The sequence below is a fragment of the Streptomyces sp. NPDC001750 genome (assembly GCF_042892615.1).
In the GTDB taxonomy this organism is placed as follows: domain Bacteria; phylum Actinomycetota; class Actinomycetes; order Streptomycetales; family Streptomycetaceae; genus Streptomyces.
In genome coordinates, this window is the sequence record NZ_JBIAUE010000013.1 from 152,906 (window position 1) to 177,451 (window position 24,546).

A 24,546-nucleotide genomic window follows, 5' to 3' on the forward strand; every position below is an offset into this window, starting at 1 on the left:
ATCCCCGTCGATCCCGGTGAGTTGTCCACAGGGTTGACACCCTACGGGCCGCCGACTCACCATTGTAGACAACGAACCGAACGATCGGTCGGTCGGTAGGGAGTCCGGGATGACGGCAGTGACTGCGGGCCAGACGACGCAGACAGGAGCAGGCGGGCCCGAGGGGGCCGGCGGAGCGGACGAGGCGCTCGAAGCGACCTTCGACGCCGCGGTGGCGGCGGACGAGCGGATCGAGCCCCGCGACTGGATGCCGGACGCCTACCGCGCCTCGCTGATCAGGCAAATGGCCCAGCACGCCCATTCCGAGATCATCGGCATGCAGCCGGAGGCCAACTGGATCTCCCGAGCGCCCTCGCTGCGCCGCAAGGCGATCCTGATGGCCAAGGTGCAGGACGAGGCAGGGCACGGGCTCTATCTGTACAGCGCCACAGAGACGCTCGGCGTCGGCCGGGAGGAGCTGCTGGACAAGCTTCACGCGGGCCGCCAACGGTATTCGTCGATCTTCAACTACCCCACGCTGACCTGGGCGGACGTCGGAGCGATCGGCTGGCTGGTGGACGGCGCCGCGATCACCAACCAGGTGCCGCTCTGCCGCTGCTCCTACGGCCCCTATGCCCGGGCGATGGTCCGCATCTGCAAGGAGGAGTCGTTCCACCAGCGCCAGGGGTACGAGCTGCTGCTCGCCCTCAGCCGCGGCACCCCGGCCCAGCACGAGATGGCGCAGGACGCGGTGAACCGCTGGTGGTGGCCGTCCCTGATGATGTTCGGTCCGCCGGACGACGCGTCCGCCCACTCGGCACGATCGATGGCCTGGAAGATCAAGCGGCATTCCAACGACGAGCTGCGGCAGCGTTTCGTGGACATATGTGTCCCGCAGGCCGAGGCCCTGGGACTCACCCTCCCGGATCCGGACCTTCGGTGGAACGAACAGCGCGGGCACCACGACTTCGGGGCGATCGACTGGGCGGAGTTCCAGGAGGTCCTCAAGGGCAACGGCCCGTGCAACGAAGAGCGCCTTGGCCGGCGCCGCCGGGCGCACGAGGAAGGCGCCTGGGTCAGGGACGCGGCGGCGGCGTACGCCGCGAAGCACACACCGGTAGGGAACGGGGAGGCGACGGCATGAGCAGCTCGACCGAATGGCCGCTGTGGGAGGTGTTCGTGCGCTCGCGCCGCGGACTGTCCCACACCCACGCGGGCAGCCTTCACGCCCCGGACGCGGAGATGGCCCTGCGCAACGCACGCGATCTGTACACCCGCCGCTCCGAGGGCGTCTCCATCTGGGTCGTCCCGTCCGCCCAGGTGACGGCGTCGTCGCCGGACGAGAAGGACTCGTTCTTCGAACCGGCCGCCGACAAGCCGTACCGGCACCCGACGTTCTACGACATCCCCGAAGGGGTGAAGCACCTGTGACCGCGGCACTCGCCCTGGGCGACGACGCGCTGGTGCTCTCGCACCGGCTGGGGGAGTGGGCCGGTCACGCCCCCGTCCTGGAGGAGGAGGTGGCGCTGGCCAATATCGCCCTGGACCTGCTGGGGCAGGCACGTGTGCTGCTCTCCCTCGCGGGCGACGAGGACGAGCTGGCGTATCTGCGCGAGGAACGCGCGTTCCGCAACGTCCAGTTGGTCGAGCAGCCGAACGGCGACTTCGCCCACACCATCGCCCGGCAGCTCTACTTCTCCGCCTACCAGCACCTGCTGTACGAGCGACTCGCGGCGGGCGACGGCCCCTTCGCCGGCCTGGCCGCGAAGGCGGTCAAGGAAGTCGCGTACCACCTGGACCACGCGGAGCACTGGACCCTGCGGCTCGGCGACGGCACGGACGAGAGCCATGAGCGGATGCAGCGCGCCGCGGACGCACTCTGGCGGTTCACCGGTGAACTGTTCCAGCCCGTCGAGGGAGTGGAGGTCGAGTGGCCCTCACTGCAGGACAGTTGGTCGAAATCCGTCACGGACGTGCTGGAACGGGCCACGCTGACCGTGCCGGAAGGCCCGCGGTCCACGGCGTGGACTGCGGGTGCGGGACGCCAGGGCATCCACACCGAACCCTTCGGCCGGATGCTCGCCGAGATGCAGCATCTGCATCGCAGCCATCCGGGGGCGACATGGTGACCGAGACCGAGACCCTTCTCGAAGCAGAACTGCACCGGCTGGCGGGCTCCGTGCCCGATCCCGAGATGCCCATGCTGACCCTGGACGAACTGGGGGTGCTGCGGGGGGTGGAGATGCTCGCACCCGGACGGGTCACCGTGCGTCTCACCCCGACGTACACCGGATGCCCGGCGATCGAGGCCATGTCCGCCGACATCGAGCGAGTGCTGAACGACCACGGCATACCGGAGGTCTCCGTGGTCACCGTGCTCTCCCCGGCATGGTCCACGGACGACATCAGCGCGGAAGGACGGCGCAAGCTCGCCGAGTCCGGCATCGCGCCCCCGCGCCCGCACGGCGCCTCGTCCGCGGCTACCGACGTCGGCCCGGTACCGCTCGCGCTCTCGGTGCGCTGCCCGCACTGCGGCTCGACCGACACGGAGCTGCTGAGCCGGTTCTCCTCCACCGCGTGCAAGGCGCTGCGCCGGTGTGTGGCGTGTCACGAACCGTTCGACCACTTCAAGGAGTTGTAGATGTTCCATCCGCTCCGGGTCCACGCGATCGAACGGCTCACGGACGATTCGGTGGCCGTCACCCTCGCCGTGCCGCCCGAGCTGTGCGACACCTTTCGCCACAAGCCCGGTCAGCACCTCAACGTGCGCTACACCGTCGACGGCGAGGAGATCCGCCGCTCGTACTCGATCTGTTCCCCGGCCACCGGGGAACCGGCCGGCCCGGTGCTGCGCGTGGGGATCCGGCTCGTCGACGGCGGCGCGTTTTCCACCTACGCGCTGAAGGAACTCTCCGTGGGCGACATGGTCGAGGCGATGCCCCCGATGGGCCGATTCGTGCTCGTGCCGCGCCCCGGGCGCTTCGCGGCGATCGTCGGAGGCAGCGGGATCACACCGGTGCTGTCCATCGCGGCGACGCTGCTGGAGCGGGAGCCCGACGCCGTCTTCTGCCTGATCCGGAGCGACCGGACAGCCGGATCGACGATGTTCCTGGACGAGGTCGCCGACCTGAAGGACCGCTACCCGGACAGATTCCAGCTGGTCACGGCGCTCTCCCGGGAGGAACAGCAGGCGGGTCTGCCCTCCGGCCGACTGGACCGGGAACGGCTCGGCCGACTGCTGCCCGCGCTGCTCCCGGTGGCGGAGCTGGACGGCTGGTATCTGTGCGGACCTTTCGGCCTGGTGCAGGCGGCGGAAGGCGCGCTGCGCGACCTGGGTGTCGACCGGACGCGCATCCACCAGGAGATCTTCCATGTGGACGACGCCCCGGACTCGGCCACCCGGCCCCGGTCCGAAGCACCTGCCCACAGCAGACTCACGGCGACCCTGGACGGCCGTTCCGGCACCTGGCCCGTGCAGGAGGGCGAGTCGTTGCTGGAGACGGTTCTGCGCAGCCGCTCCGACGCGCCGTACGCCTGCAAGGGCGGTGTGTGCGGGACCTGCCGGGCGTTCCTGGTCTCGGGCGAGGTCCGGATGGACCGCAACTTCGCACTGGAACCCGAGGAGACGGACGAGGGATACGTGCTGGCGTGCCAGTCGCACCCGGCGACACCGGAGGTGGAGCTGGACTTCGACCGCTGAGCGCACCCGAACCGCCCGCCCCACGCCGCCTCGCCACTCGGCGCCGCTCGATGCCGCTTGACCCGCCCCCCTCACCTCGCTCCTCCGTCTCGCCGCGCGCACTCGCGCGTTCTCCTGTTCCCTTCTCATAGAACCTGTTCTATCTTGACGGACCGTCAGACATGGGATTCGGGAGTGGCGGTTCGCGGGAGGCAGGGACGATGGACTTCACCTTCACCGAGGAACAGCGAGCGGCCGCGGAGGCGGCGAAAGCGATCTTCTCGGGTGTCGCACCCGACGGCGTTCCCAGCCCCGCCCTCGTACCGGGCGCCGTGGCAGACGACATCGACCGGAGTCTGTGGGCCCGGCTCGCCGCGAGCGACCTGCTGAGTCTGCCACTGTCACCGGAACACGGCGGGGCAGGTCTCGACCTCGTCGCCCTCTGCCTGGTGCTGCGGGAATCCGCCAGGGTACTCGCCCGGGTACCGCTGCTGGAGACATACGCCCTCGCGATGGCGCTCCAGCGTTACGGCAACCCGGCGTCGGCCGCGGACCTTCTGCCCCGGGTCGGCCGAGGGGAGCTGGTCCTCACCGTCGGTGCCAACGGCCGCTCCGGCCACGACCCGGCGGAACTCGCCGTCACCGCCCGGGCCATCCCTCGCGATGTCGCGGGACGATGCGCCGGTGACGCCCCGGACGGTGCTCCCGGCGCTGATCGTCGTGATGCACCCGGCCGCGAGGGTGACGACACCGTTCGGGTGCTGGACGGGGTACAGACGGGGGTGCCGTGGGCGGCGTCCGCGGACCGGATTGCGGTCCCCGCCCGTACGGAGGAAGGCCGGACGGTCATCGCCCTGGTCCGCCCCTCACAGGAAGGCGTCACCCTGGCCGAGCAGTTCTCCACCAGCGGTGAACCGTTCGCCGAGGGCCGGCTGGACGCGGTACGTGTCGGTGGCGAGGCGCTGATCGACACCTCGGGGGCCTGGGAATGGCTGCGCGCCCTGCTCACCACCGGGACGTGCGCGCTCGCGCTGGGGCTGGGCGAGGCCGTGCTCGGCATGACGAGCGAATACGCGGGCAGGCGCGAGCAGTTCGGTCATCCGATCGCGACCTTCCAGTCCGTCGCCATGCAGGCCGCGGACCGTTACATCGACCTTCGGGCCATGGAGGTCACGCTCTGGCAGGCAGCCTGGCGCCTGTCCACCGCGTCCGACGGCGCCCTGCCGGTCGAGGGGGACATCGCCGTGGCAAAGATCTGGGCCTCGGAGGGTGTCCGCCGGGTCGTGCAAACCGCACAGCATGTACACGGCGGCTTCGGTGCGGACACCGACTACTCCCTGCACCGGTTCCATGCCTGGGCGAAGCAGGTGGAACTCTCCCTCGGTCCGGCTGCCGCGCACGAGGAAGCACTGGGCGACCTGCTGGCCACACACCTGCTCGGCTGACCCGACCAACGCCTCACCCGGCGGAACGGCACCGAGAAAGGCACCGACGCCGCGCCGAACGACGTCGGCGCCGTGCCGTACGGTAACCGAACCACAGCCGGCCCGAACCGCACGAGGCCCGCGGAGCGACGGGGCCGAACCGCTCCAAAGGCCAGGCGTCCCGGAGGTCCCGGGAACCAGCCCCGGAGGGCAGTGCACACCCCTCTGCTCCAGGAAACGGAGGCCGGGGCTCCTCGGATCGCCTCAGAGCACCTCAGGACCGCTTCAGAGCACGACGGCGGCGTTGCCGTTGTCGGTGACCATGGGGCGCCCGGCACCGTCCCAGGCGAGCATGCCGCCGTCCACGTTCACAGCGTCGATGTCCTGTCCCACCAGGTACTGGGTCACCTGGGCGGACCGACCGCCGACCCGGCACATCACATGTACGCGCCGACCGTCCTCGACGGCCTCGGCCAGCTCACCGAAACGCCCCGCGAAGTCACTCATCGGAATGTGCAGGGCACCTTCGACGTGCCCGGCCGCCCATTCGTCGTCCTCCCGGACATCCAGCACGAAGCCGTCCGACGGGACCGCCGCGGCATCCACCGAGGGCAGCGGGGCGAAATTCATGGGTTGTGCCTTCTCTCGTACGTACGCTCCTGAGTCACCAGGAACGCTACTGCACCAGTCCCGCCAGCTCCTCCTCGCGCCGGGCGACCTCGGCCAGCAGTTGTTCGGCGATCTCGTCGAGCAACCGGTCCGGGTCGTCGGGCGCCATCCGCAGCATGGCGCCGATCGCGCTCTCCTCGAGCTCCCGCGCCAGAACCGTCAGGAGTTCCTTGCGCTGGGTGAGCCAGTTCAGCCGCGCGTAGAGCTCCTCGCTCTCGCTCAGCTCCACCTCCGGCACCACCGGACCCGCCGCCCACTCCTGCGCCAGCTCCTCCAACAACGCCTCGTCACCGCGTCCGTAAGCGGCGTTGACCCGGGTGATGAACTCCTCCCGGCGCGCCCGCTCCGTCTCGTCCTGCGCCAGGTCCGGGTGGGCCTTGCGCGCCAGCTCGCGGTAGAGCTTGCGCGCCTCGTCGGTCGGCCGGACCCGCTTCGGCGGCCGTACCGGCTGCTCGGTCAGCATCGCCGCCGCCTCGGGGGACAGCCCGTCGGAGTCGATCCAGTCGTGGAACAGCTCGTCGACACCCGGCATCGGCATCACGGCCGCCCGGGCCTCACGCGCCTTGCGCAGGTCGTCGGGGTCCCCCGTTCTGGCGGCCCGGGCCTCCGCGATCCGCGCGTCGAGCTCGTCGAGGCGCGCGTACATCGGGCCGAGCTTCTGGTGGTGCAACCGGGAGAAGTTCTCGACCTCTACCCGGAAGGTCTCCACCGCGATCTCGAACTCGATCAGAGCCTGCTCCGCCACCCGCACGGCCCTGGCCAGCCGCGCCTCGGGCCGCGCCTCCTCGGCCGTGCCCTCCGTGGCCCCACCGCTCCCGGCGGTGGTATCAGTCCCCGAACCACCACCGGCCGACCGACCGTCCTGCCCGGTCTGCGCATGCGGCTCGTATTGCTGGCCGTTGTCCTGCTGGTCGTTGTCCTGCCGGTCATCGTCGTTCCGGGTGGTCGGCACCCCGGCGGCTTCGTGCGTCACCCGTCCAGCGTATGGCCACCACCACCGCCCCGAGGACGCATGGTGCGGAGCGCCCCCTGTACGCCCCTACACACCCGGCTCGGCGGCTATCCGCCCCGCCGCTATGGCCCGCAGCAACTCCGCGTGGTCCGCCTCCGTACGGTCCGCGTACGTCACAGCGAATGCCGCCACCGCCTCGTCCAGTTCGTCGTTCTTGCCGCAGTACCCGGCGATCAGTCTCGGGTCGGCGCTGTGCGCATGGGCACGCGCCAGCAATGCCCCGGTCATCCGGCCGTAGTCGTCCACCTGGTCGGCCGCCAGGGCCGCCGGGTCCACACTGCCCTTGCGGTTCCTGAACTGCCGCACCTGGTACGGACGTCCGTCCACGGTCGCCCAACCCAGCAGGATGTCGCTCACGACCTGCATCCGCCTCTGCCCGAGCACCACCCGGCGCCCTTCGTGCGCCACCTCCGGAACGTCGAACCCGACGGCCGGCAGATACGGCGCGAGCGCCGAGGGCCGCGCCTCCTTCACCTGGAGCACCAGGGGTTCACCCCGGTGGTCGAGCAGAAGCACCACGTACGACCGGGTGCCGACGCTCCCCGTGCCGACCACCCGGAACGCCACGTCGTGTATCGCGTACCTGCCGAGGAGGGGCACCATGTCCTCGGAGATCGTGCCCAGATAATCACCGAGCCCCGCCGCCACCGCCGCGGCCTCCTCGTCCGGCACCCGCCGCAGCACAGGAGGGGCGTCGACGAAGCGGCGCCCCCCATCACCGGAGTTCTCGGTGGACTTGGCGGCGAAACGGGCACTGGTGTTGCTGCGGGCCTTCTCCGAGACGCGTTCCAGCGTGCCGAGCAGATCCCGCGCGTCCGTGTGCGAGACCAGTTCCTCGTCCGCGATGGCGTTCCAGGCGTCGAGGGCGGGCAGCCCGGCCAGCAGCCGCATGGTCCGCCGGTACGCGCCCACCGTGTCGTACGCGCCCTGACGGCAGGTGTCCTCGTCCGCACCGGCCTCCCTCCCGGCCAGTACCAGGGAGGTGGCAAGGCGTTTGAGGTCCCATTCCCAGGGACCGAACACGGTCTCGTCGAAATCGTTCAGGTCGATGACAAGGCTGCCACGCGCATCCCCGTACAACCCGAAATTGGCCGCGTGGGCGTCGCCGCAGAGCTGGGCGCCCACCCGGCTGACCGGCGTGCCCACCAGGTCATGCGCCATCAACCCGGCCGAGCCGCGCAGAAAGGCGAACGGCGTGGCCGCCATCCGTCCGACCCGTATCGGCGCGAGGCCGGGCACCCTGCCCAGGTTCGACCGCTCGACCGCCTGCACGGCATCGGGCCGCCCGGACGGAAGGACCAAGGAGGAATGCGAGGCCCTGGGCACCCGCTCCCGCAGCGCCTTGCCCGCCGCCTTGAGCGACCGCGACGCCTTGCCGGAACCCTTGGCCGCGGCATACGCCCGCGGCGCGAATCCGGGCACGACCGGAATACGCGGCTCCCCTGCCGCAGCCCGCTGTTCCGGCATCGACGCCGGGTCCGCCACCGCGGCCCGATCAGACGCCGTCCCCTGCCCCGGCTCCGTCCCCCGCTCCGGAGCTGTCACTTCGATTTCACGCATGGCGCGCAGCCTCCCCCGACTCTGTCCTGCGCACCGGCCCGGTGCCTTGTCGCAGATCAACCGCGACGACGCTACCGCTGTCGACCGAAATCCGTCTCCCCCTGTGGACAACCCTGTGGAAACCCCCTGCCGGCCTGTGGACCCTCCAGCACTCCCGGTCGGACGCGGCCCAGTCGGACATGGCTCGGTCGGCCCCGGCCCGGTCAGACGCCGACGGCTTCCTCCAGTCCCTCCTTCAGCTCCTCGTCCTCGTCCGCCCTGGCCAAGGCGGCGGTCCTGACATGCCGCCCACGTCCACGCGCCGGCGAATCCGGCGACGGTGCCGGGGCCGGCCGGAGCCGTTCCCACCGGAGCCGTCCCCGAGGCTCACCCCCAGGGACGCGGCGATCACCAACGCCGCGCTGACCCGCAGCGCGAGCACTGCGCCCGCGCCACCGATGACCGCGATCCACGCGTAGGAGCCGATGCTCGGCACGACCAGCAGGAAGAAGATGCCCTGCCCGGTCGGATCGCCGTCCGCGGTCGGGGCCGTGTCGGTCACCTTCAGAGGGTGCCCGTGTTCGGCGGCGACCTTCGTGAAGACCTTCTCGACCACCGTGTCGCTGGTGTCGGAGGACGCGCTCGCCACCAGCAGCTCAGGGCGCCTCCCCGGCAGATAGGCACCGTAACTCTCCTGTGTCGCCAGGTGATTCACCGCGGTCGCGCGGTCCGGGACCGTCGAACGCTCAGTGCACCGTCACTCTCGTCCTGCAGGGGCTGTGCGAGCACCTCTGCACTTGCCTCACCCGGACGACGTCGACCCGCAGATCGTGCGGCTCAGAGGCTTGGAACGCGCCGAGGCAGGCGAGCCCCATGCCGACGCACATCAGCAGCGGCGTGACGATATGGCCCAGCGCATGGCGCAGGGCAGCAATGGAGCCGACGGCGACACCCGGGCCTGAGGACGCTCCTGACGCACATCGACGACCGGCACGGCTGCCGCGCGACGGACCTGGCCGCCCCCTACATGCTGGGCAAAACGACGGTCAGCCGAAAGATCGGCGCGCCGGAGAAACTGGGGCTGGTCGAACGCCATCCGGACCCGGACGACCATCGCATCCAGGTTCTGCACCCCACGGAGGCCGGAACCCGGGCACTCGCCTCGAACAGGCCGGCCGACGCGCCGCCTACCAGGAACGCCTCGCGGACCGGACGGAGGATGATCTCGCGAACTCCGCGGAATACCTGCTGCGATACAACACCGCGAACAGCGCGAACGCCGCCATACCGGTCGAACCGCGGTAACCGTCGTCATCCCGCTCGACCCGCGGCGACAACGCAGGACGCCTCGGGATCCACACGTTCCGGGACTCGTACGTGTGAGACCGCCCCAACCACGAGAACACCCTCAATGGGGTGTTTCACGTGAAACACGACCCCAGGGCTCGACCGAGTTCGCCATGGATCGAACGGGTTCGCCCCACCCCGTACAGCACCGGGCGGTCCTCCGTCCACGACCTGGCTTCCCTCACCCGCAGGCCCACGCTCCCCGCCTAGAACCCGGCGTCCCTCGCCAGCAACGCGGCCTGCACCCTGTTCTCGCATCCCAGCTTCGCCAGGATCCGGCTCACATACGTCTTCACGGTCGCCTCGCTCATATGCAGGCGTCGGCCCGCGTCCGCGTTCGACAGCCCCTCCCCGAGCAGTCCGAGGACCTCTCGCTCCCGCCCGGTGAGGGCCGCGACCCGCTGCCGTGCCTCTTCGCCCCGGACCGCGGCCCGCCCCAGAGTGAGCTGATCCACCACGTGCCGGGTGGCGCCGGGAGAGAGGTACGCATCCCCGGCCGCCGCCGCCCGCACGGCCTGGATCAGTTCCGCCGGGGCGGTGTCCTTGAGCAGGAAGCCGGCACCCCCCTGTTCCAGCGCCCGCAGGACGTTCTCCCGCTCCCCGAACGTCGTGAGCACGATCACTCGCGCCTTCGGCGCCGCCGTGCGCAGCTCCGCCAGTGCCGTGAGCCCGTCCATCACCGGCATCTGCAGGTCGAGCAACACCACATCCACCGCGTGGGCGCGGGCCAGCTCGACGGCCTCACGTCCGTTCGGCGCCTCCGCGGCCACCTCGATGGACGGATCGGAGGTGAGGATCATCCGTATCCCGGCCCGGATGAGGGGCTCGTCGTCAGCGATGACGACCCTGATCGGCTGCCCCGTCACTTCACTCGCACCCCCGCGCTCGTCCCGGGCGCCTCATCTGCCGACGACCTCGTAGGACCTCTTCTCGATCAGCTTGCCGTCCCGGAAACAGAACCGGAACACGGGCTCGGTGTTGAGGTCGTCGCCCAGCTCGGAGGACATCAGGACCAGGCACCGCGCCCCGGCCGGCTTCTTGGGCCCCTCACGGTCCAGTCCGGTCGCAACGAATGTATCGCCGTCGGGCAGTTGCTCCCTCACCTCGTCCTCGGCCGCCCCGACCTTGATCGACTGGTACTGGCTCGGGTCGATCGTCGCCTTGTCCAGCTCCGTCATCAGGAAGTACAGGCCGAACCCGCAGGCCAGCACCAGCAGCACCAGTGCTCCCACGCCTATGCCGCAGCCCAGCGCGATCCCGCTGCCCGTGCCTCTCCTGTTGCCGCCCATCGCCAACTCCCGCTCGGAAACCGTCCAGTCCATGACCGGACCACCGTTCCCCCGCAGGGCCTTCTGCGACTGCTGCCGAAAGTCGTCCTCCACATCAACCATCGGCGCCCCCACCGCGCCACCGGGTGCCCCCTCGGTGCCGTACGGAAGCACTCCGGCCACCCGGAAGCCCCCATCCTCGGTCCGGCCCGTGTGCACCATGCCGCCGACCAGCCGTGCCCGTTCGTGCAGACCGGGCAGTCCCTGCCCGCCGCTGACCACCTCCACCGCGGGCTGCGCATCGCTCGGCGGTCCGTTGACGACCTCGACGACGCAGGAATCCGGCTCGTAGCGCAGCTCGACCGTGATTGCCGCACCCTGCGCGTGCTTGTACGCGTTGGTCAGCGCCTCCTGGACGATGCGGTAGGCCGCACGGTCCGAGGGACCCGCGAGCTCCCGCGCCTCTCCGGTCCTGCGGAGTTCCACCGCACTCCCGGCGGCCCGCGCGGCGTCCGTCAGTTCCTCGATGCCCGCCGTTCCGCGCGCCGTCGGCTGCCCGCTCTCGACACCGTCCCGGAGAATGCCGACGACCTCGCGCAATTCGTGCATCGCGTGCACCGAGGCATCCCGCAGCACCCCGACCACTTCCCGCTGCCGCTCCGTCAGCTCCCGGTCGACCTCCAGCGCCCCCGTGTGGACGGAGATGAGCGCCAGTTGATGACCGAGGCTGTCGTGCATGTCCTGCGCGATTCGCTGGCGCTCCATGAGCCGCGCCTGGCCCACGATCATGGACCGCTCCCGAATGAGCTGGACATTGCGCTCCTGGAGGGCGTGCAGCAGGGTCCGGCGCTGCGTCCAGTACCGGCTGGCGAGGCCGGGCACGAGGGTCGTCGCCAGGAAGTAGAGGGTGGTGAACAGCACCTGTGTCAGGGGCCACAGCGACGACCAGCTCACCGCTACGGCCAGCCCGACGTAGAGCACGTACGAGGCGGTGAAGGCGCCCAGAGCCCGCCCGGCCCCCGCGATCCTGCGCCCGGAACTCCACGCAACGACCATCAGCAACAGCGCGAAGCCGCCGGACAGACCGGCCAGGGCGGACGTCACCACCAGCACCGTCACGGGCAGTCGGCGCCTCAGCAGGGACAGCACCACGACTACGGCCGACACCGTCCACAGACGCAGGTTCCCGCTGCTCAGCAGTTCTTCCGTACCGGCCGCGAGCAGCCCCAGCACCGCGGCCAGTACCGCTTCGCCGGCTGTCCTGCGCCGGGACCAGAGTTCGGGCGCGGCCCACCATCGCCACCCGGCCCGGAGCTTCGATATCGCGTACACGCTCCGCACCCTAGACAGTCCTGTATGCGTATGACGCCCACTTTCGTCGCACCTGCCCACGACGAAAGTCGTCACCCGCCGCACGAACCCCGCAAGCTTCATGAACCGCATGCAGCCCCGCGAACACCAGAAGTCACCGAAAAGCGCTGCACAGCGCCGAAACACCCAGAGGCGACGGAGGGCACAGCGAACGCCGTGGACGCCACGGACGCCGTGAACCCAGCGAACCCACCGAACCAGGCAAACCAAGCGAACGCCATGAAGCACGGGAAGGCCCCGGAAGAACCGAAACCATCGGAAGCGCCGAAAAAAGTCACGGAAAGCCGGGAACGAAGAAGCCCCACAGATCGTTTGACCCGTGGGGCTTCTCCCTTGTGCGCGAGGGGGGATTTGAACCCCCACGTCCCTAAGGACACTGGCACCTGAAGCCAGCGCGTCTGCCGTTCCGCCACTCGCGCAAGAGTGGTGTTTCCGGGCTCTCCCACCGTTTGGTGCGATCGCCTGGCGACATCCGGAAGATTAGCACGCTGGACAGGGTGGATTCACATCCGTTGTTTCACCGAAGGCATGGCGGGAGAGGGAACGCCGAGCGGCCGCCCCCACTCCTCCCCAGTACCCCCCTTGTGCGGGACACTGTCAGGAGGCCGCCTCTACGATCCGTGTGAGAGGTGACACTCATCCACAGGGCAGACAAGGGGAACCAGCCGATTTCCCGACGCGTGGATACGATCAGTAAGCAGTACCGGGCCGACCACAACGGAGGAGGTGCCCCATGGGAGTCATGAAGCGTTTCGAGCAGCGTCTCGAGGGTCTGGTCAACGGCACCTTCGCCAAGGTCTTCAAGTCCGAGGTCCAGCCGGTGGAGATCGCGGGAGCCCTCCAGCGCGAGTGCGACAACAACGCGACGATCTGGAACCGCGAGCGGACCGTCGTGCCCAACGACTTCATCGTCGAGCTCAGCACGCCCGACTACGAGCGACTCAGCCCGTACTCGGGCCAGTTGGGCGACGAACTCTCCGGGCTGGTCCGCGACTACGCCAAGCAGCAGCGGTACACCTTCATGGGCCCCATCAAGGTCCACCTGGAGAAGGCCGACGATCTCGACACCGGCCTGTACCGGGTGCGCAGCCGCACTCTGGCGTCGAGTTCGTCACAACACCAGGACTTCGGTCGGCAGCAAGCGTCGAACCACCCGGGACAGTCCGGCCCGTCCCCCTACCCGGCCCAGGGGCGGCCCCCGCAGCCCACCGGCGGCTACGGCTACCCGCCCAGCTCCGCCCCGCCCATGCCCACGGCCCCGCCGCCAAGCGCTGGCAGGCCGGGAGCGCCCGGCGCCGACCGGCACCCGCCGGCCGGTCCCAGCCCCCTGCCGAACGCGCAGGTGCGGCGCTGGATCGAGATCAACGGCACTCGCCACCAGATCTCCCGCCCGACGCTGGTGCTGGGGCGCAGCACCGACGCCGACGTGCGGATCGACGACCCCGGCGTATCGCGTCGGCACTGTGAGATCCGGACCGGAACGCCCCCGACGATCCAGGATCTCGGATCCACCAACGGCATCGTGGTGGACGGGCAGCACACCACCCGCGCTACGCTCCGCGACGGCTCGCGGATCGTCGTGGGCAGCACCACCATCGTTTACCGGCAAGCCGAAGGGTGAAGCGGGGGCAATGTCAGAGCTGACCCTGACGGTCATGCGGCTAGGTTTCCTGGCTGTTCTGTGGCTGTTCGTGATCGTGGCCGTCCAGGTCATCCGCAGCGACCTGTTCGGAACGCGCGTCACGCAGCGCGGCTCACGCCGCACCACGAACGACGCGCGACCGCAACAGGCACGCCAGAATGCCGCGGCCCCGCCGCAGCAGCGCCAACAGTCCGGCCGGCAGCGTCGGGGAGCGCCCACAAAGCTGGTCGTCTCCGAGGGGTCGCTCACCGGCACCACGGTCGCGCTCCAGGGGCAGACCATCACGCTGGGACGGGCCCACGATTCGACGATCGTGCTGGACGACGACTACGCGTCCAGCAGGCATGCCAGGATCTACCCCGACCGTGACGGTCAGTGGATCGTCGAGGACCTTGGGTCCACCAACGGCACGTACCTCGACCGGACCCGGCTCACCACCCCGACGCCTGTTCCGCTGGGCGCGCCGATCCGTATCGGCAAGACCGTCATCGAGCTGCGGAAGTAGTACGACAATGAGCGAGCGGAGCGAGCGAGCCGCGGCGGCCCGGGCAACGGACCCGGCCCGGCTCCCGACCGGAGGGTGGGCAGTGTGGCTCGAGACCGGCGGTACCCCGAGCCGACGGGCGAGGTGCGCATGAGTCTTTCCCTGCGCTTCGCCGCCGGATCGCACAAGGGCATGATCCGGGAGGGCAACGAGGACTCCGGCTACGCCGGTCCGCGCCTCCTCGCCATCGCCGACGGCATGGGCGGACAGGCGGCCGGCGAGGTCGCCAGCTCCGAGGTGATCTCCACGCTCGTCCAGCTCGACGACGACGTCCCGGGCTCGGACATCCTCACTTCGCTCGGCTCGGCCGTCCAGCGGGCCAACGACCAGCTGCGCATGATGGTCGAGGAGGACCCCCAGCTGGAGGGCATGGGCACCACGCTCACCGCCCTGCTCTGGACCGGGCAGCGCCTCGGTCTCGTCCACGTCGGAGACTCCCGTGCGTACCTGCTGCGCGACGGCGTGCTCACCCAGATCACCCAGGACCACACCTGGGTGCAGCGGCTGGTCGACGAGGGCCGGATCACCGAGGAGGAGGCCACCACCCACCCGCAGCGTGCCCTCCTGATGCGGGCACTGGGCAGTGGCGACCACGTCGAGCCCGATCTCTCGATCCGTGAGGTCCGGGTCGGCGACCGCTATCTGATCTGTTCCGACGGGCTCTCGGGCGTCGTCTCCCACCAGACGATGGAGGAGACTCTCGCCAGTTACCAGGGCCCCCAGGAGACCATCCAGGAGCTGATCCAGCTCGCTCTGCGCGGCGGCGGCCCGGACAACATCACCTGCATCGTCGCCGACGTCGTCGACGTCGACAACAACGACACCCTGTCCGGGCGGCTCAACGACACCCCGGTCGTGGTCGGCGCTGTCGCCGAGAACCAGGCGGCGCAGATGGCCGCCGCCGAGAGCACGGCCGCCATGCAGACCCCCGCCGGACGGGCGGCCGGCCTGGGCCGCCCCGTACCGCCTCCCGCGGGCGGGTTCGGCCCGCCCGGGAGCGGCGAAGCCGCCGGGTACGGAGAAATGCCCGAGAACTCCTTCGACGCGTACACGGACGAGGACTTCGTGAAGCCGGGCGGCGGCCGGAAGTGGTTCAAGAGGTCGCTCTACACCATCCTGGCGCTGGCCGTCATCGGCGGTGGCGTCTACAGCGGATACCGCTGGACCCAGAACCAGTTCTATGTCGGCGCGAACAACGAGCACGTCGCGCTGTTCCGGGGCATCAGTCAGGACCTGGCGTGGGTCTCGCTCTCGAAGGTCGAGAAGGATCACCCGGAGATCGAACTCAAGTATCTCCCGGCCTACCAGCGCAAGCAGGTCGAGGCGACCATCGCCGAGAGCGACCTCGCCTCCGCCCGCGAGAAGATCGGCGAACTCGCCGTCCAGGCATCCGCCTGCAAGAAGGACGCCCAGCGACGCGCGGCCGAGAAGGCTCGCTCCGACGAGGGCCAAGCCGCCGGTACGGACTCGGACGCCGTCAAGCCGTCCACCACACCGAGCACCGCCACGACCAAGTCGACCGCAGCGACCCCCACTCCTGGCCCCAGCCTCTCGGCGGAAGAGAAAAAGCTGGTCCCGCAGTGCGGTAAGCAGTAAGCCGTAGGGGGCCTTCAGCACCATGAGCGTTGTCACCAATACGACCACGATCGGCGCGATCGACGCACCGAGCCGCCGCAACACCGAGTTGATGATGATGGTCTTCGCCGTCGCCATCTCGGTGTTCGCCTATGCCAATGTCGGGCTCGCCATCGACGGCAAGCTCCCGTCGGGCATGCTGAGTTACGGCGGCGGGCTCACCCTGCTCGGCGGCGTCGCCCACCTCGTGGTACGCAAGTTCGCCCCGTACGCGGACCCGCTGCTGCTGCCGCTCGCGACCCTGCTCAACGGACTCGGGCTGGTGCTGATCTGGCGCCTCGACCAGTCGGAGCGACTGATCAAGCGCGCTGAGTACCTGTACGGGGCGTACAGCCCGGACGCCCCGAAGCAGTTGCTCTACTCGGCGATCGGCGTCGCCTTCTTCGTCGCCGTGCTGATGATCCTCAAGGATCACCGCATCCTGCAGCGCTACACCTACATCTCGATGGCGGTGGCGCTGATCCTGCTGATCCTGCCGATGTTCTTCCCCGCGGTGAACGGCGCCAAGATCTGGATCAGCCTCGGCTCGCTCTCCATCCAGCCGGGAGAGTTCGCCAAGATCCTGATCGCGATCTTCTTCTCCGGCTACCTCATGGTGAAACGCGACGCGCTGGCGCTGGCCAGCCGCCGTTTCATGGGGATGTACCTGCCGCGCGGACGGGACCTTGGACCAATCATCACCATCTGGGCCCTGTCGATCCTGATCCTCGTCTTCGAGACCGACCTCGGCACCTCGCTGCTGTTCTTCGGCCTCTTCGTGGTGATGCTGTACGTCGCCACCGAGCGGACGAGCTGGATCGTCTTCGGTCTGCTGATGTCGGCGGTCGGCGCCGTGGGTGTCGCATCTTTCGAGTCCCACGTGCAGTCCCGGGTGAACGCCTGGCTCGACCCGTTCGGCAAGGCGACATGGGAACAGAGCGACCAGCTCGCCCAGTCGCTGATGGCGTTCGGCTCCGGCGGCACGCTCGGCACCGGGCTCGGCCAGGGCCACTCCGACCTGATCATGTTCGCCGCCAACGCCGACTTCATCCTCGCCACCATCGGCGAGGAGCTGGGCCTGGCCGGGATGATGGCCGTCCTGCTGATCTACGGCCTGATCATCGAGCGGGGCGTCCGTACGGCGCTCGCCGCCCGCGACCCCTTCGGCAAGCTGCTCGCCATCGGACTGTCCGGGGCCTTCGCGATCCAGATCTTCGTGGTTGCCGGCGGCGTGATGGGGCTCATCCCCCTCAGCGGTATGACCATGCCGTTCCTCGCCTACGGCGGCTCGTCCGTGCTCGCCAACTGGGCGCTGATCGCCATCCTGATCCGGATCAGCGACACCGCCCGCCGCCCCGCCCCGGCCCCCGCACCGTCCCCCGACGCCGAGATGACCCAGGTGGTCCGAACGTGAACAAGCCCCTGCGCCGGATCGCGATCTTCTGCGGCCTCCTCATCCTCGCCCTGCTCGTACGCACCAACTACCTCCAGTACGTACGTGCCGACGAGCTGAACAGCCGGGACGAGAACCGTCGTGTCCGTATCGAGCGCTACGCGCACGAGCGCGGCAACATCATCGTCGACGGCAACCCGGTGACCGGCTCGGTCGAGACCAAGGAAGGCGACTTCAAGTACAAGCGAGTCTGGAAGGACGGCCCCATGTGGGCCCCCGTGACCGGGTACTCCTCCCAGGCGTTCGACGCCTCCCAGATCGAGAAGCTCGAGGACGGCATCCTCACCGGCAACGACGATCAGCTCTTCTTCGACCGGACGCTGTCGATGTTCACCGGCGAGGAGAAGCAGGGCGGCAACATCGTCACCACGCTCAACTCGGCGGCGCAGAAGGCCGCGTTCAAGGGGCTCGGCGACAAGAAGGGCGCCGTCGCGGCGATCGACCCGCAGACCGGAGCCATCCTGGCCCTCGCCAGCACCCCCTCGTACGACCCCTCCACCTTCGCGGGCAACTCCGACAAGGACACGAAGGCCTGGCAGCAGCTCCTGAAGGACAAGGACAAGCCGATGCTCAACCGGGCATTGCGCGAAACCTACCCTCCGGGCTCGACCTTCAAGGTCGTCACCGCCGCCGCGGCCCTGGAGAACGGGCTGTACACCGACATCGACGCGAAGACGAACTCCCCGCTGCCCTGGCGACTGCCCCTGTCGACCAACAACCTGAACAACGAGGGCAACATCCCGTGCGAGAACGCCTCGCTCCGGGAGGCGCTGCGGTGGTCCTGCAACACCGTCTTCGGCAAGATCAGCGACGACCTTGGCAACCAGAAGATGATCGACCAGGCCGACAAGTTCGGCTTCAACAAGGAGATCTTCACTCCGGTACGGTCCGACGCCAGCATCTACCCCAAGGACAACCGGCCGCAGAACGCCATGGCCGGCATCGGCCAGGCGTCCAACCGCTCCACCCCGCTCCAGATGGCCATGGTCGCCGCCGCGGTCGCCAACGACGGCAAGCTGATGCAGCCGTACATGGTCGCCGAGCGCCAGGCACCCAACCTCGACGTCATCTACACCCACAAGAAGGAACAGCTCAGCCAGGCCCTCTCCGCCGAGAACGCCCAGAAGCTCCAGCGGATGATGGAGACCGTCGTCCAGGACGGCACCGGTAAGAACGCCCAGATTCCCGGCGTCACCGTCGGCGGCAAGACCGGTACGGCCCAGCACGGCCTCAACAACAGCGAGAAGCCTTACGCCTGGTTCATCTCGTACGCCAAGACCGACAACGGCTCCCCGGTCGCCGTGGCCGTGGTCGTCGAGGACGGCGAGGCGAACCGCGGCGACATCTCCGGTGGCGGTCTGGCCGCCCCGATCGCCAAGGCAGTGATGAAAGCGGTCATCGACAAGAAGTGATGACCGTCACACCAAGTGTCATACCTGCATCTTCGGTACCGGTCAGGTATCAGGTCCGGGCTCCGGGCCGATCGGGTAGTGCGCGGCCGGTAGCGTAGGCGCGAGCAGCACACCGCCGGACCGCGCACCGGTGCGGTCGGGACTGACGGAGAGGGCTGGAACAGTTATGGAAGAGCCGCGTCGCCTCGGCGGCCGGTACGAGCTGGGCTCGGTGCTCGGCCGTGGTGGCATGGCCGAGGTCTACCTCGCACACGACACCCGGCTCGGCCGCACCGTAGCTGTGAAGACGCTCCGGGCCGACCTGGCCCGCGACCCGTCCTTCCAGGCCCGGTTCCGCCGTGAGGCCCAGTCCGCCGCCTCGCTCAACCACCCGGCGATCGTCGCGGTCTACGACACCGGCGAGGACTACGTCGACGGGGTCTCCATCCCGTACATCGTGATGGAGTACGTCGACGGATCGACGCTCAGGGAGCTCCTGCACTCCGGCCGCAAGTTGCTGCCCGAGCGCACCCTGGAGATGACCGTCGGCATCCTCCAGGCGCTGGAGTACTCGCACCGCGCGGGCATCGTCCACCGTGACATCAAGCCGGCGAACGTCATGCTGACGCGCACCGGTCAGGTCAAGGTCATGGACTTCGGCATCGCCCGCGCCATGGGCGACTCCGGCATGACGATGACCCAGACCGCGGCCGTCATCGGCACCGCCCAGTACCTCTCGCCGGAGCAGGCCAAGGGCGAGCAGGTCGACGCGCGTTCCGACCTGTACTCGACCGGCTGCCTGCTCTACGAGCTGCTGACCGTCCGACCGCCGTTCGTCGGGGACTCCCCCGTCGCGGTCGCCTACCAGCACGTGCGGGAAGAGCCTCAGCCGCCCAGCAACTTCGACCCCGAGATCACGCCCGCCATGGACGCGATCGTGCTGAAGGCCCTGGTCAAAGACCCCGACTACCGCTACCAGTCGGCCGACGAGATGCGCGCCGACATCGAGGCGTGCCTCGACGGCCAGCCGGTCGCAGCCGCGGCGGCGATGGGCGCGCCCGGCTACGGCGGCTACGACGGCGGTTACGGCGACCAGCCCACCACAGCACTGCACTCCGCCGACCAGAACGGCGCGGGCGCCACCTCCATGCTGCCCCCGGTCAACCCGGACGACGGCGGGTACGGCTACGACGACCGCCCGGACCGCCGCCGCCAGAAGAAGAGCAACACCTCGACGATCCTGCTGGTCGTCGCCGGTGTCCTGGTCCTGATCGGCGCGATCCTGATCGGCAAGTCGCTCTTCGGCGGCAACGAGGACAGCGGCCCGATCAGTGCGCCGAACCTGGTCGGTCTGACCGTGGACGAGGCCCAGACACGCGCGGAGAGATCCGACATCGTCCTCAAGGTCGGTTCGCACGAGCCCTGCGAGGACCAGCCCAAGGACAAGATCTGCAGCCAGACCCCGACCGCCGGCGACAAGATGGCCGAGAAGGACACCATCACGGTCGTCGTCTCCGCCGGTCCGCCGAAGGTCGAGGTCCCGGACGTCACGGAGAAGTCCGAGGCCAACGCCCGTAAGAACCTTGAGGAGAAGGGCTTCACGGTCAACGTCACCGCGGTCGAGTCCGAGAGCCAGGCGGGCACGGTCATCAAGCAGGACCCCGTGGGCGGAACGAAGGCCGAGAAGAACTCCGAGGTCACGATCACGGTCGCCAAGCAGGCGACTCAGCAGCTTCCGCCGGTGACCGACCGGAGCTACGACGACGCGGTGGCACAGCTCACCGCGCTGGGCTTCAAGAACGTCTCCAGGACCGACGTCGATTCGGACAAGCCCGCGGGCACGGTCATCAGCCAGAACCCGCCGGGAAACTCGGCGCAGCCGCTGGACGCCCAGATCGTCCTGACAGTCTCGAAGGGCCCGAAGCAGCCGGAGCAGACCACGGTTCCCGACATCCAGGGCAAGACCCTCGGAGAGGTGAAGAACCTGCTCGCCGGGGCGGGACTCCGGCTCGGTCAGGTACAGGGCCCGAACGACGACAACGCCCGGGTCGTCACCTCCCAGCCCGGCCAGGGACAGCAGGTCGACAAGAACAGCGAGGTCGGCGTGATGACCATTCCCGGCGGAGGGGACGGCAACTCCTTCGGCGGCCCGCACGGTCAGCGGAGACACTGACCGTCCGCCCCGGCCTCAAAAGGGCCCCGGTCACCCGGCATCGGGTGACCGGGGCCCTTTGCCATCGCCGTCACGACCGCATTCGCGCCATCACGACCGTGCTCACGCCGTTCATGAGGGCGGCCAATGGGGCGGCACCGACGGGCGTCAGCGCAGCTCCGCCGGCTTCGTGCGGTCCTTGTCGACCTTCTCCGTGCGCACCAGCTCGCCCCACACGATGTAGCGGTAGTTGGACGTGTAGACCGGTGTGCAGGTCGTCAGCGTGATGTAGCGGCCGGGCTTCTTCGCGCCCGATCCCTTCGGCACCGGCAGCAGCACGTCGACGTCGTACTTCGACGTCTCGGGAAGCTCCTTGAACACCTTGTAGACGTACCAGGTGTCCCTGGTCTCGAAGACGACCGCGTCGCCCGTCCGCACCTTGTCGATGTTGTGGAACTTGGCACCGTGCCCGTCGCGGTGCGCCGCCAGGGTGAAGTTGCCCTTCTTGTCCCAGGGCAGGGCCGACTTCACCGGGTCCGTGTAGTAGCCCGCGATGCCGTCGTTGAGGTTCTCGGTGTCGGTGCCCTTCTTGACGAGCACCTCGCCGTTCCTCATCGACGGAACGTGCAGGAAGCCGATGCCGTCCTTGGTGTCCAGCGCGCCCGGCCCGTCCGCCCAGCGGTCGCGGACGGTGTCCCCCTGCTTCGTCGCCTCACGGTCGGCGAGCACATTGGTCCACCAGAGGGAGTACGCCACGAAGAGGCCCAGGACCAGGCCCGCCGTGATCAGGAGTTCACCGAAGAGGCTGATCGCGGTCGCGACGGGATGGCGGCCCGCACGCCGCGGCGGTGGCGCGGACTCGCCGGTCAGCTCTTCGTGCTCGGTCCTCGTTGTCACCGCACCCGTCCCTGTGGTGATGATGTGTCAGTCGAGAAGCGCGTCGGGCTTCCCCTTGCTGCGCGGTCGTTCGTCGACCATCTTGCCCCAGACGATCAAACGGTACGTACTCGTGAATTCCGGCGTACACGTCGTCAGCGTGATGTATTGGCCGGGTTTGGTGAATCCCGACTCCGGTGGCACCGGACCGATGACCGAGATGTTGGACGGCGAGGTCTGCGGCAGCATTTTCGTCATCTCGTACGTGTAGTACGTGCCCTGCGTCTCGACCACGATCGGATCACCGGGGCCCAGCTGGTTGATGTAGCGGAAGGGCTCGCCGTGCGTGTTGCGGTGGCCTGCGATCGCGAAGTTGCCCTGCTTGTCCGACGGCATCGCGGTGCGCAGCGCGCCCTCGGCGTAGTGGCCGACCATGCCCCGGTCGAGGACCTTCTCCTTGCTGATGCCCTCGGCGATCGGAGCGACCACGTCCAGCTTGGGGATGTGGAGGATGGCGAAGCCCTGTCCCGCCTCGAAGGCGCCGGGAGTACGGTCGCCCTTCGCCCAGTTGTCCTGGATCTTGTGCGTCTCCTTGCCGGCGTACTGGTCGGCGCGCACGTTCGTCCACCACAGCTGGTACGTGACGAACAGCAGCATCAGAACACCGAGCGTGATGAACAGTTCACCGACGACCCGGCTGGCGACGACGGCCGGGCTCTCCTTGGCCGCACGCGCCGCACGCCGCGCCTCGACCCGCGACATCGGCCTGTCGGTCGTCGGCCTGTCGGGCCTCGGCGGGGCGGGATTCGGGGGCCCCTGCCGCGGTTCGGCACGTCGGCGGCCTCGTCCCTTCGCGGCCCGTCGGCGCTCGGCACGGCCCCCGGTACGCGGTTCCTCCGGCTCCAGGTCCGACACCGACGCCAACACCGATGTGGTCTCCGACAACGGCTCCGGATCCAGCCCCGGAACGGGAACAGGAACAGGGTCGGGAACGGGGACGGAAAGTGAAGGCATCTGCCGGGTCGACGCCAGTGGATCACCGGCGCCCCCCGGCTCCGCTGCCCGCGCCCCGGCCGCCTCGTCGTCCGCGACGGCAGAGGCCACGGACGAGGGGGAGGAGGGCTGCGGGGGGACCGGCCGCGCCTCGGGCGCCGGTGCGGGGTTCCGTGACCCGTACCAGTCCCGTTCGAAGCCCTCGGGGTCGTACCACTCCGGCGGGGTCTCCTGAGAAACACGCGCCATCCGTGGCGGCCGCGGTGACTGTGTCGGCGGCGATGACTGCGCGGACGGTGATGACTCCGGCAATTGTGATGACGGTGACGGCTGCGCCGAGTGTGGCGGTTGTGAGGTCTGTGCCTGCTCCGGGGCCGGAACGTACGTCTGCGCCCGTGCCTGGGGGTCCGGAGCCCGGTGCTGCCCTCGCCTCCGGCCCAGCCCCCGCTCGTGCCCCGGTCCCGGTTCGCCCGGCGACACGGCCTCCGCGGGCGACACGGCCTCCGCGCGGAACCATGGCGACGTGTGCTGCCCCGGAACCGGCCCCGGCAGCGGGTCGTTCAGCGGATCGGCCAGCTGGCCGACCGCCGCTTCGAAGGCACCCGTCTCCTCGAAGCCCGCCGCCTCGAACGCGCTCGCCGTCTCGGAGGCACCCGCCTCGTACGCTCCCCGCTCGTACGGGCCGTCCCGTCCGGCGTCGGGTTCGGGGCGGAGCTCGGTCACGCTACGGCCTTGCCCACCACCGGCGCGAGCCCCGCCGATCTCGCGACGGCTCCCGTGTCGCCGCACTGCGCCAGCCAGTTGGCGAGCATCAGGTGGCCGTGCTCGGTCAGCACCGACTCCGGATGGAACTGCACGCCCTCCACCGGCAGTTCACGGTGGCGCAGCCCCATGATGATGCCGTCGGCCGTGCGGGCCGTCACCTCCAGCTCCGGCGGAATCGTGTCCGGTTCGGCGGCGAGCGAGTGGTAGCGGGTCGCGGTGAAGGGGGAGGGAAGGCCCGCGAAGACCCCCGTGCCGTCGTGGACGACCGGCGAGGTCTTGCCGTGCAGCAGCTCCGGGGCGCGGTCCACCACACCGCCGTATGCCACCGCCATCGACTGCATCCCCAGGCAGACCCCGAAGACCGGGACGCCCGTCGCCGCGCAGTGGTGGACCATCTCCACACAGACACCCGCCTGCTCGGGGGTGCCGGGACCGGGGGAGAGCAGGACGCCGTCGAAGCCGTCCTGGGCGTGCGCCGTGGACACCTCGTCGTTCCGGAGCACTTCGCAGTCGGCGCCGAGCTGATAGAGGTACTGGACGAGGTTGAAGACGAAACTGTCGTAGTTGTCCACGACGAGAATGCGGGCGCTCATCGTCCGGCCCCCGATCCGCCCTCGCCGTCGACCGTCACGTCGCCGAACGGCAACAGTGGCTCCGCCCACGGAAAGACGTACTGGAAAAGCGCGTAGACGACGGCCAGCACCAGCACGAGCGAGATGAGCGCACGCACCCACACATTGCCCGGCAGGTGCCGCCAGATCCAGCCGTACATGCAGTCCCCTCCATTCGGTACGGGAACCAGACTAAAGGGCCGGGGCGCGCGCGTGG

General features: G+C 69.3%; 21 protein-coding genes, 1 tRNA gene and 2 pseudogenes. 13 read left to right on the forward strand and 11 right to left on the reverse strand.

All coding sequences use genetic code 11. From position 1 onward, the window contains the following. Nucleotides 1-109: 109 nt before the first annotated feature. The 6 genes from paaA (at nucleotide 110) to ACFYY6_RS21230 (ending at nucleotide 5,103) form a co-directional block, all read left to right on the forward strand. Complete coding sequence (gene paaA / locus ACFYY6_RS21205; RefSeq protein ID WP_351631212.1) at nucleotides 110-1,123, forward strand: 1,2-phenylacetyl-CoA epoxidase subunit PaaA; 1,014 nt, start codon at nucleotides 110-112, stop codon at nucleotides 1,121-1,123. Next, a complete protein-coding gene (gene paaB / locus ACFYY6_RS21210) occupies nucleotides 1,120-1,410 on the forward strand; it encodes a 1,2-phenylacetyl-CoA epoxidase subunit PaaB (RefSeq protein WP_073790700.1) in 291 nt (96 codons plus the stop codon). The genes paaA and paaB overlap by 4 nt, the downstream gene beginning before the upstream one ends. Next, entirely contained in the window at nucleotides 1,407-2,108 is a 702-nt protein-coding gene (gene paaC, locus ACFYY6_RS21215; protein ID WP_351517538.1) for a 1,2-phenylacetyl-CoA epoxidase subunit PaaC, read from the forward strand. Before paaB ends, paaC begins: the two co-directional genes overlap by 4 nt. Then, nucleotides 2,102-2,620: a 1,2-phenylacetyl-CoA epoxidase subunit PaaD gene (paaD, locus tag ACFYY6_RS21220; protein ID WP_389194614.1), complete on the forward strand. Its 519-nt coding sequence runs from the start codon at nucleotides 2,102-2,104 to the stop codon at nucleotides 2,618-2,620. The genes paaC and paaD overlap by 7 nt, the downstream gene beginning before the upstream one ends. Further along, nucleotides 2,621-3,679 carry a 2Fe-2S iron-sulfur cluster-binding protein gene (locus ACFYY6_RS21225; protein ID WP_386608860.1) on the forward strand — a complete coding sequence of 353 codons (1,059 nt, stop codon included), beginning with the start codon at nucleotides 2,621-2,623 and terminating at the stop codon, nucleotides 3,677-3,679. Between the two features lie 200 nt (nucleotides 3,680-3,879). Then, a complete protein-coding gene (locus ACFYY6_RS21230; protein WP_389194617.1) occupies nucleotides 3,880-5,103 on the forward strand; it encodes an acyl-CoA dehydrogenase family protein in 1,224 nt (407 codons plus the stop codon). Nucleotides 5,104-5,367: 264 nt separating this feature from the next. Here ACFYY6_RS21230 and ACFYY6_RS21235 read toward each other — a convergent pair whose 3' ends face one another. The 4 genes and pseudogenes from ACFYY6_RS21235 to ACFYY6_RS21250 all read right to left on the reverse strand — a co-directional run. Next, complete coding sequence (locus tag ACFYY6_RS21235) at nucleotides 5,368-5,712, reverse strand: rhodanese-like domain-containing protein (protein ID WP_351517545.1); 345 nt, start codon at nucleotides 5,710-5,712, stop codon at nucleotides 5,368-5,370. Nucleotides 5,713-5,758: 46 nt separating this feature from the next. Then, the gene (locus tag ACFYY6_RS21240) at nucleotides 5,759-6,724 is read right to left on the reverse strand and encodes a J domain-containing protein (RefSeq protein WP_351631199.1); all 966 of its coding nucleotides are present in this window, start codon (nucleotides 6,722-6,724) and stop codon (nucleotides 5,759-5,761) included. Between the two features lie 66 nt (nucleotides 6,725-6,790). Further along, a complete protein-coding gene (locus ACFYY6_RS21245; protein WP_386608869.1) occupies nucleotides 6,791-8,230 on the reverse strand; it encodes a DUF2252 domain-containing protein in 1,440 nt (479 codons plus the stop codon). Nucleotides 8,231-8,687: 457 nt separating this feature from the next. Then, nucleotides 8,688-9,189 (reverse strand): annotated as a pseudogene (locus tag ACFYY6_RS21250) (hypothetical protein); the annotation flags it as partial. 56 nt (nucleotides 9,190-9,245) lie between these two features. Between ACFYY6_RS21250 and ACFYY6_RS21255 the strand changes: the two are divergent. Further along, nucleotides 9,246-9,607 (forward strand): annotated as a pseudogene (locus ACFYY6_RS21255) (MarR family winged helix-turn-helix transcriptional regulator); the annotation flags it as partial. Nucleotides 9,608-9,855: 248 nt separating this feature from the next. Here the strand turns inward: ACFYY6_RS21255 and ACFYY6_RS21260 are convergent. From ACFYY6_RS21260 to ACFYY6_RS21270, 3 genes are all read right to left on the reverse strand, one after another. Next, the gene (locus tag ACFYY6_RS21260) at nucleotides 9,856-10,515 is read right to left on the reverse strand and encodes a response regulator transcription factor (RefSeq protein ID WP_351517549.1); all 660 of its coding nucleotides are present in this window, start codon (nucleotides 10,513-10,515) and stop codon (nucleotides 9,856-9,858) included. A 33-nt stretch (nucleotides 10,516-10,548) separates the two neighbouring features. After that, complete coding sequence (locus ACFYY6_RS21265) at nucleotides 10,549-12,351, reverse strand: sensor histidine kinase (RefSeq protein ID WP_389194620.1); 1,803 nt, start codon at nucleotides 12,349-12,351, stop codon at nucleotides 10,549-10,551. Between the two features lie 273 nt (nucleotides 12,352-12,624). Next, nucleotides 12,625-12,707 (reverse strand) — tRNA-Leu (locus tag ACFYY6_RS21270). Between the two features lie 314 nt (nucleotides 12,708-13,021). Between ACFYY6_RS21270 and ACFYY6_RS21275 the strand changes: the two genes are divergently transcribed. The 6 genes from ACFYY6_RS21275 (at nucleotide 13,022) to pknB (ending at nucleotide 21,105) form a co-directional block, all read left to right on the forward strand. Next, nucleotides 13,022-13,909 carry an FhaA domain-containing protein gene (locus ACFYY6_RS21275; RefSeq protein ID WP_351517551.1) on the forward strand — a complete coding sequence of 296 codons (888 nt, stop codon included), beginning with the start codon at nucleotides 13,022-13,024 and terminating at the stop codon, nucleotides 13,907-13,909. A 10-nt stretch (nucleotides 13,910-13,919) separates the two neighbouring features. After that, nucleotides 13,920-14,435, forward strand: coding sequence for an FHA domain-containing protein (locus ACFYY6_RS21280; RefSeq protein WP_351517553.1), 516 nt, complete (start codon nucleotides 13,920-13,922; stop codon nucleotides 14,433-14,435). A gap of 129 nt (nucleotides 14,436-14,564) precedes the next feature. After that, the gene (locus tag ACFYY6_RS21285; RefSeq protein WP_351517555.1) at nucleotides 14,565-16,070 is read left to right on the forward strand and encodes a Stp1/IreP family PP2C-type Ser/Thr phosphatase; all 1,506 of its coding nucleotides are present in this window, start codon (nucleotides 14,565-14,567) and stop codon (nucleotides 16,068-16,070) included. 22 nt (nucleotides 16,071-16,092) lie between these two features. Continuing rightward, nucleotides 16,093-17,502 carry an FtsW/RodA/SpoVE family cell cycle protein gene (locus ACFYY6_RS21290; protein WP_351631187.1) on the forward strand — a complete coding sequence of 470 codons (1,410 nt, stop codon included), beginning with the start codon at nucleotides 16,093-16,095 and terminating at the stop codon, nucleotides 17,500-17,502. After that, nucleotides 17,499-18,953, forward strand: a complete 1,455-nt coding sequence (locus tag ACFYY6_RS21295) for a penicillin-binding transpeptidase domain-containing protein (RefSeq protein ID WP_351631184.1) — start codon at nucleotides 17,499-17,501, stop codon at nucleotides 18,951-18,953. Before ACFYY6_RS21290 ends, ACFYY6_RS21295 begins: the two co-directional genes overlap by 4 nt. Nucleotides 18,954-19,119: 166 nt before the next feature. Then, nucleotides 19,120-21,105: a Stk1 family PASTA domain-containing Ser/Thr kinase gene (gene pknB, locus ACFYY6_RS21300; protein ID WP_351517558.1), complete on the forward strand. Its 1,986-nt coding sequence runs from the start codon at nucleotides 19,120-19,122 to the stop codon at nucleotides 21,103-21,105. Nucleotides 21,106-21,252: 147 nt separating this feature from the next. Here the strand turns inward: pknB and ACFYY6_RS21305 are convergent, their stop codons facing one another. Genes ACFYY6_RS21305 through ACFYY6_RS21320 form a run of 4 tightly spaced genes read right to left on the reverse strand, consistent with a single transcriptional unit; the run spans nucleotide 21,253 to nucleotide 24,490 of the window. Then, nucleotides 21,253-21,981 (reverse strand): class E sortase, encoded by a 729-nt coding sequence (locus ACFYY6_RS21305; RefSeq protein ID WP_351517559.1) that lies wholly within the window; start codon nucleotides 21,979-21,981, stop codon nucleotides 21,253-21,255. A 27-nt stretch (nucleotides 21,982-22,008) separates the two neighbouring features. Then, nucleotides 22,009-23,676, reverse strand: a complete 1,668-nt coding sequence (locus tag ACFYY6_RS21310) for a class E sortase (RefSeq protein ID WP_389194623.1) — start codon at nucleotides 23,674-23,676, stop codon at nucleotides 22,009-22,011. Next, nucleotides 23,673-24,311 (reverse strand): aminodeoxychorismate/anthranilate synthase component II, encoded by a 639-nt coding sequence (locus ACFYY6_RS21315; RefSeq protein ID WP_351517562.1) that lies wholly within the window; start codon nucleotides 24,309-24,311, stop codon nucleotides 23,673-23,675. The genes ACFYY6_RS21310 and ACFYY6_RS21315 overlap by 4 nt, the downstream gene beginning before the upstream one ends. Next, complete coding sequence (locus tag ACFYY6_RS21320; protein WP_073790732.1) at nucleotides 24,308-24,490, reverse strand: hypothetical protein; 183 nt, start codon at nucleotides 24,488-24,490, stop codon at nucleotides 24,308-24,310. Before ACFYY6_RS21320 ends, ACFYY6_RS21315 begins: the two co-directional genes overlap by 4 nt. Between the last annotated feature and the right edge of the window lie 56 nt (nucleotides 24,491-24,546).

What these genes read in the sequence shown, in the direction of transcription:
- paaA (WP_351631212.1), top strand. Translation starts at nt 110, where the DNA reads ATGACGGCAGTGACTGCGGGCCAGACGACGCAGACAGGAGCAGGCGGG.
- paaB (WP_073790700.1), top strand. Translation starts at nt 1,120, where the DNA reads ATGAGCAGCTCGACCGAATGGCCGCTGTGGGAGGTGTTCGTGCGCTCG.
- paaD (WP_389194614.1), top strand. Translation starts at nt 2,102, where the DNA reads ATGGTGACCGAGACCGAGACCCTTCTCGAAGCAGAACTGCACCGGCTG.
- ACFYY6_RS21225 (WP_386608860.1), top strand. Translation starts at nt 2,621, where the DNA reads ATGTTCCATCCGCTCCGGGTCCACGCGATCGAACGGCTCACGGACGAT.
- ACFYY6_RS21230 (WP_389194617.1), top strand. Translation starts at nt 3,880, where the DNA reads ATGGACTTCACCTTCACCGAGGAACAGCGAGCGGCCGCGGAGGCGGCG.
- ACFYY6_RS21235 (WP_351517545.1), bottom strand. Translation starts at nt 5,712, where the DNA reads ATGAATTTCGCCCCGCTGCCCTCGGTGGATGCCGCGGCGGTCCCGTCG.
- ACFYY6_RS21245 (WP_386608869.1), bottom strand. Translation starts at nt 8,230, where the DNA reads ATGCCGGAACAGCGGGCTGCGGCAGGGGAGCCGCGTATTCCGGTCGTG.
- ACFYY6_RS21265 (WP_389194620.1), bottom strand. Translation starts at nt 12,351, where the DNA reads ATGAAGCTTGCGGGGTTCGTGCGGCGGGTGACGACTTTCGTCGTGGGC.
- ACFYY6_RS21275 (WP_351517551.1), top strand. Translation starts at nt 13,022, where the DNA reads ATGGGAGTCATGAAGCGTTTCGAGCAGCGTCTCGAGGGTCTGGTCAAC.
- ACFYY6_RS21280 (WP_351517553.1), top strand. Translation starts at nt 13,920, where the DNA reads ATGTCAGAGCTGACCCTGACGGTCATGCGGCTAGGTTTCCTGGCTGTT.
- ACFYY6_RS21285 (WP_351517555.1), top strand. Translation starts at nt 14,565, where the DNA reads ATGAGTCTTTCCCTGCGCTTCGCCGCCGGATCGCACAAGGGCATGATC.
- ACFYY6_RS21290 (WP_351631187.1), top strand. Translation starts at nt 16,093, where the DNA reads ATGAGCGTTGTCACCAATACGACCACGATCGGCGCGATCGACGCACCG.
- pknB (WP_351517558.1), top strand. Translation starts at nt 19,120, where the DNA reads ATGGAAGAGCCGCGTCGCCTCGGCGGCCGGTACGAGCTGGGCTCGGTG.
- ACFYY6_RS21315 (WP_351517562.1), bottom strand. Translation starts at nt 24,311, where the DNA reads ATGAGCGCCCGCATTCTCGTCGTGGACAACTACGACAGTTTCGTCTTC.
- ACFYY6_RS21320 (WP_073790732.1), bottom strand. Translation starts at nt 24,490, where the DNA reads ATGTACGGCTGGATCTGGCGGCACCTGCCGGGCAATGTGTGGGTGCGT.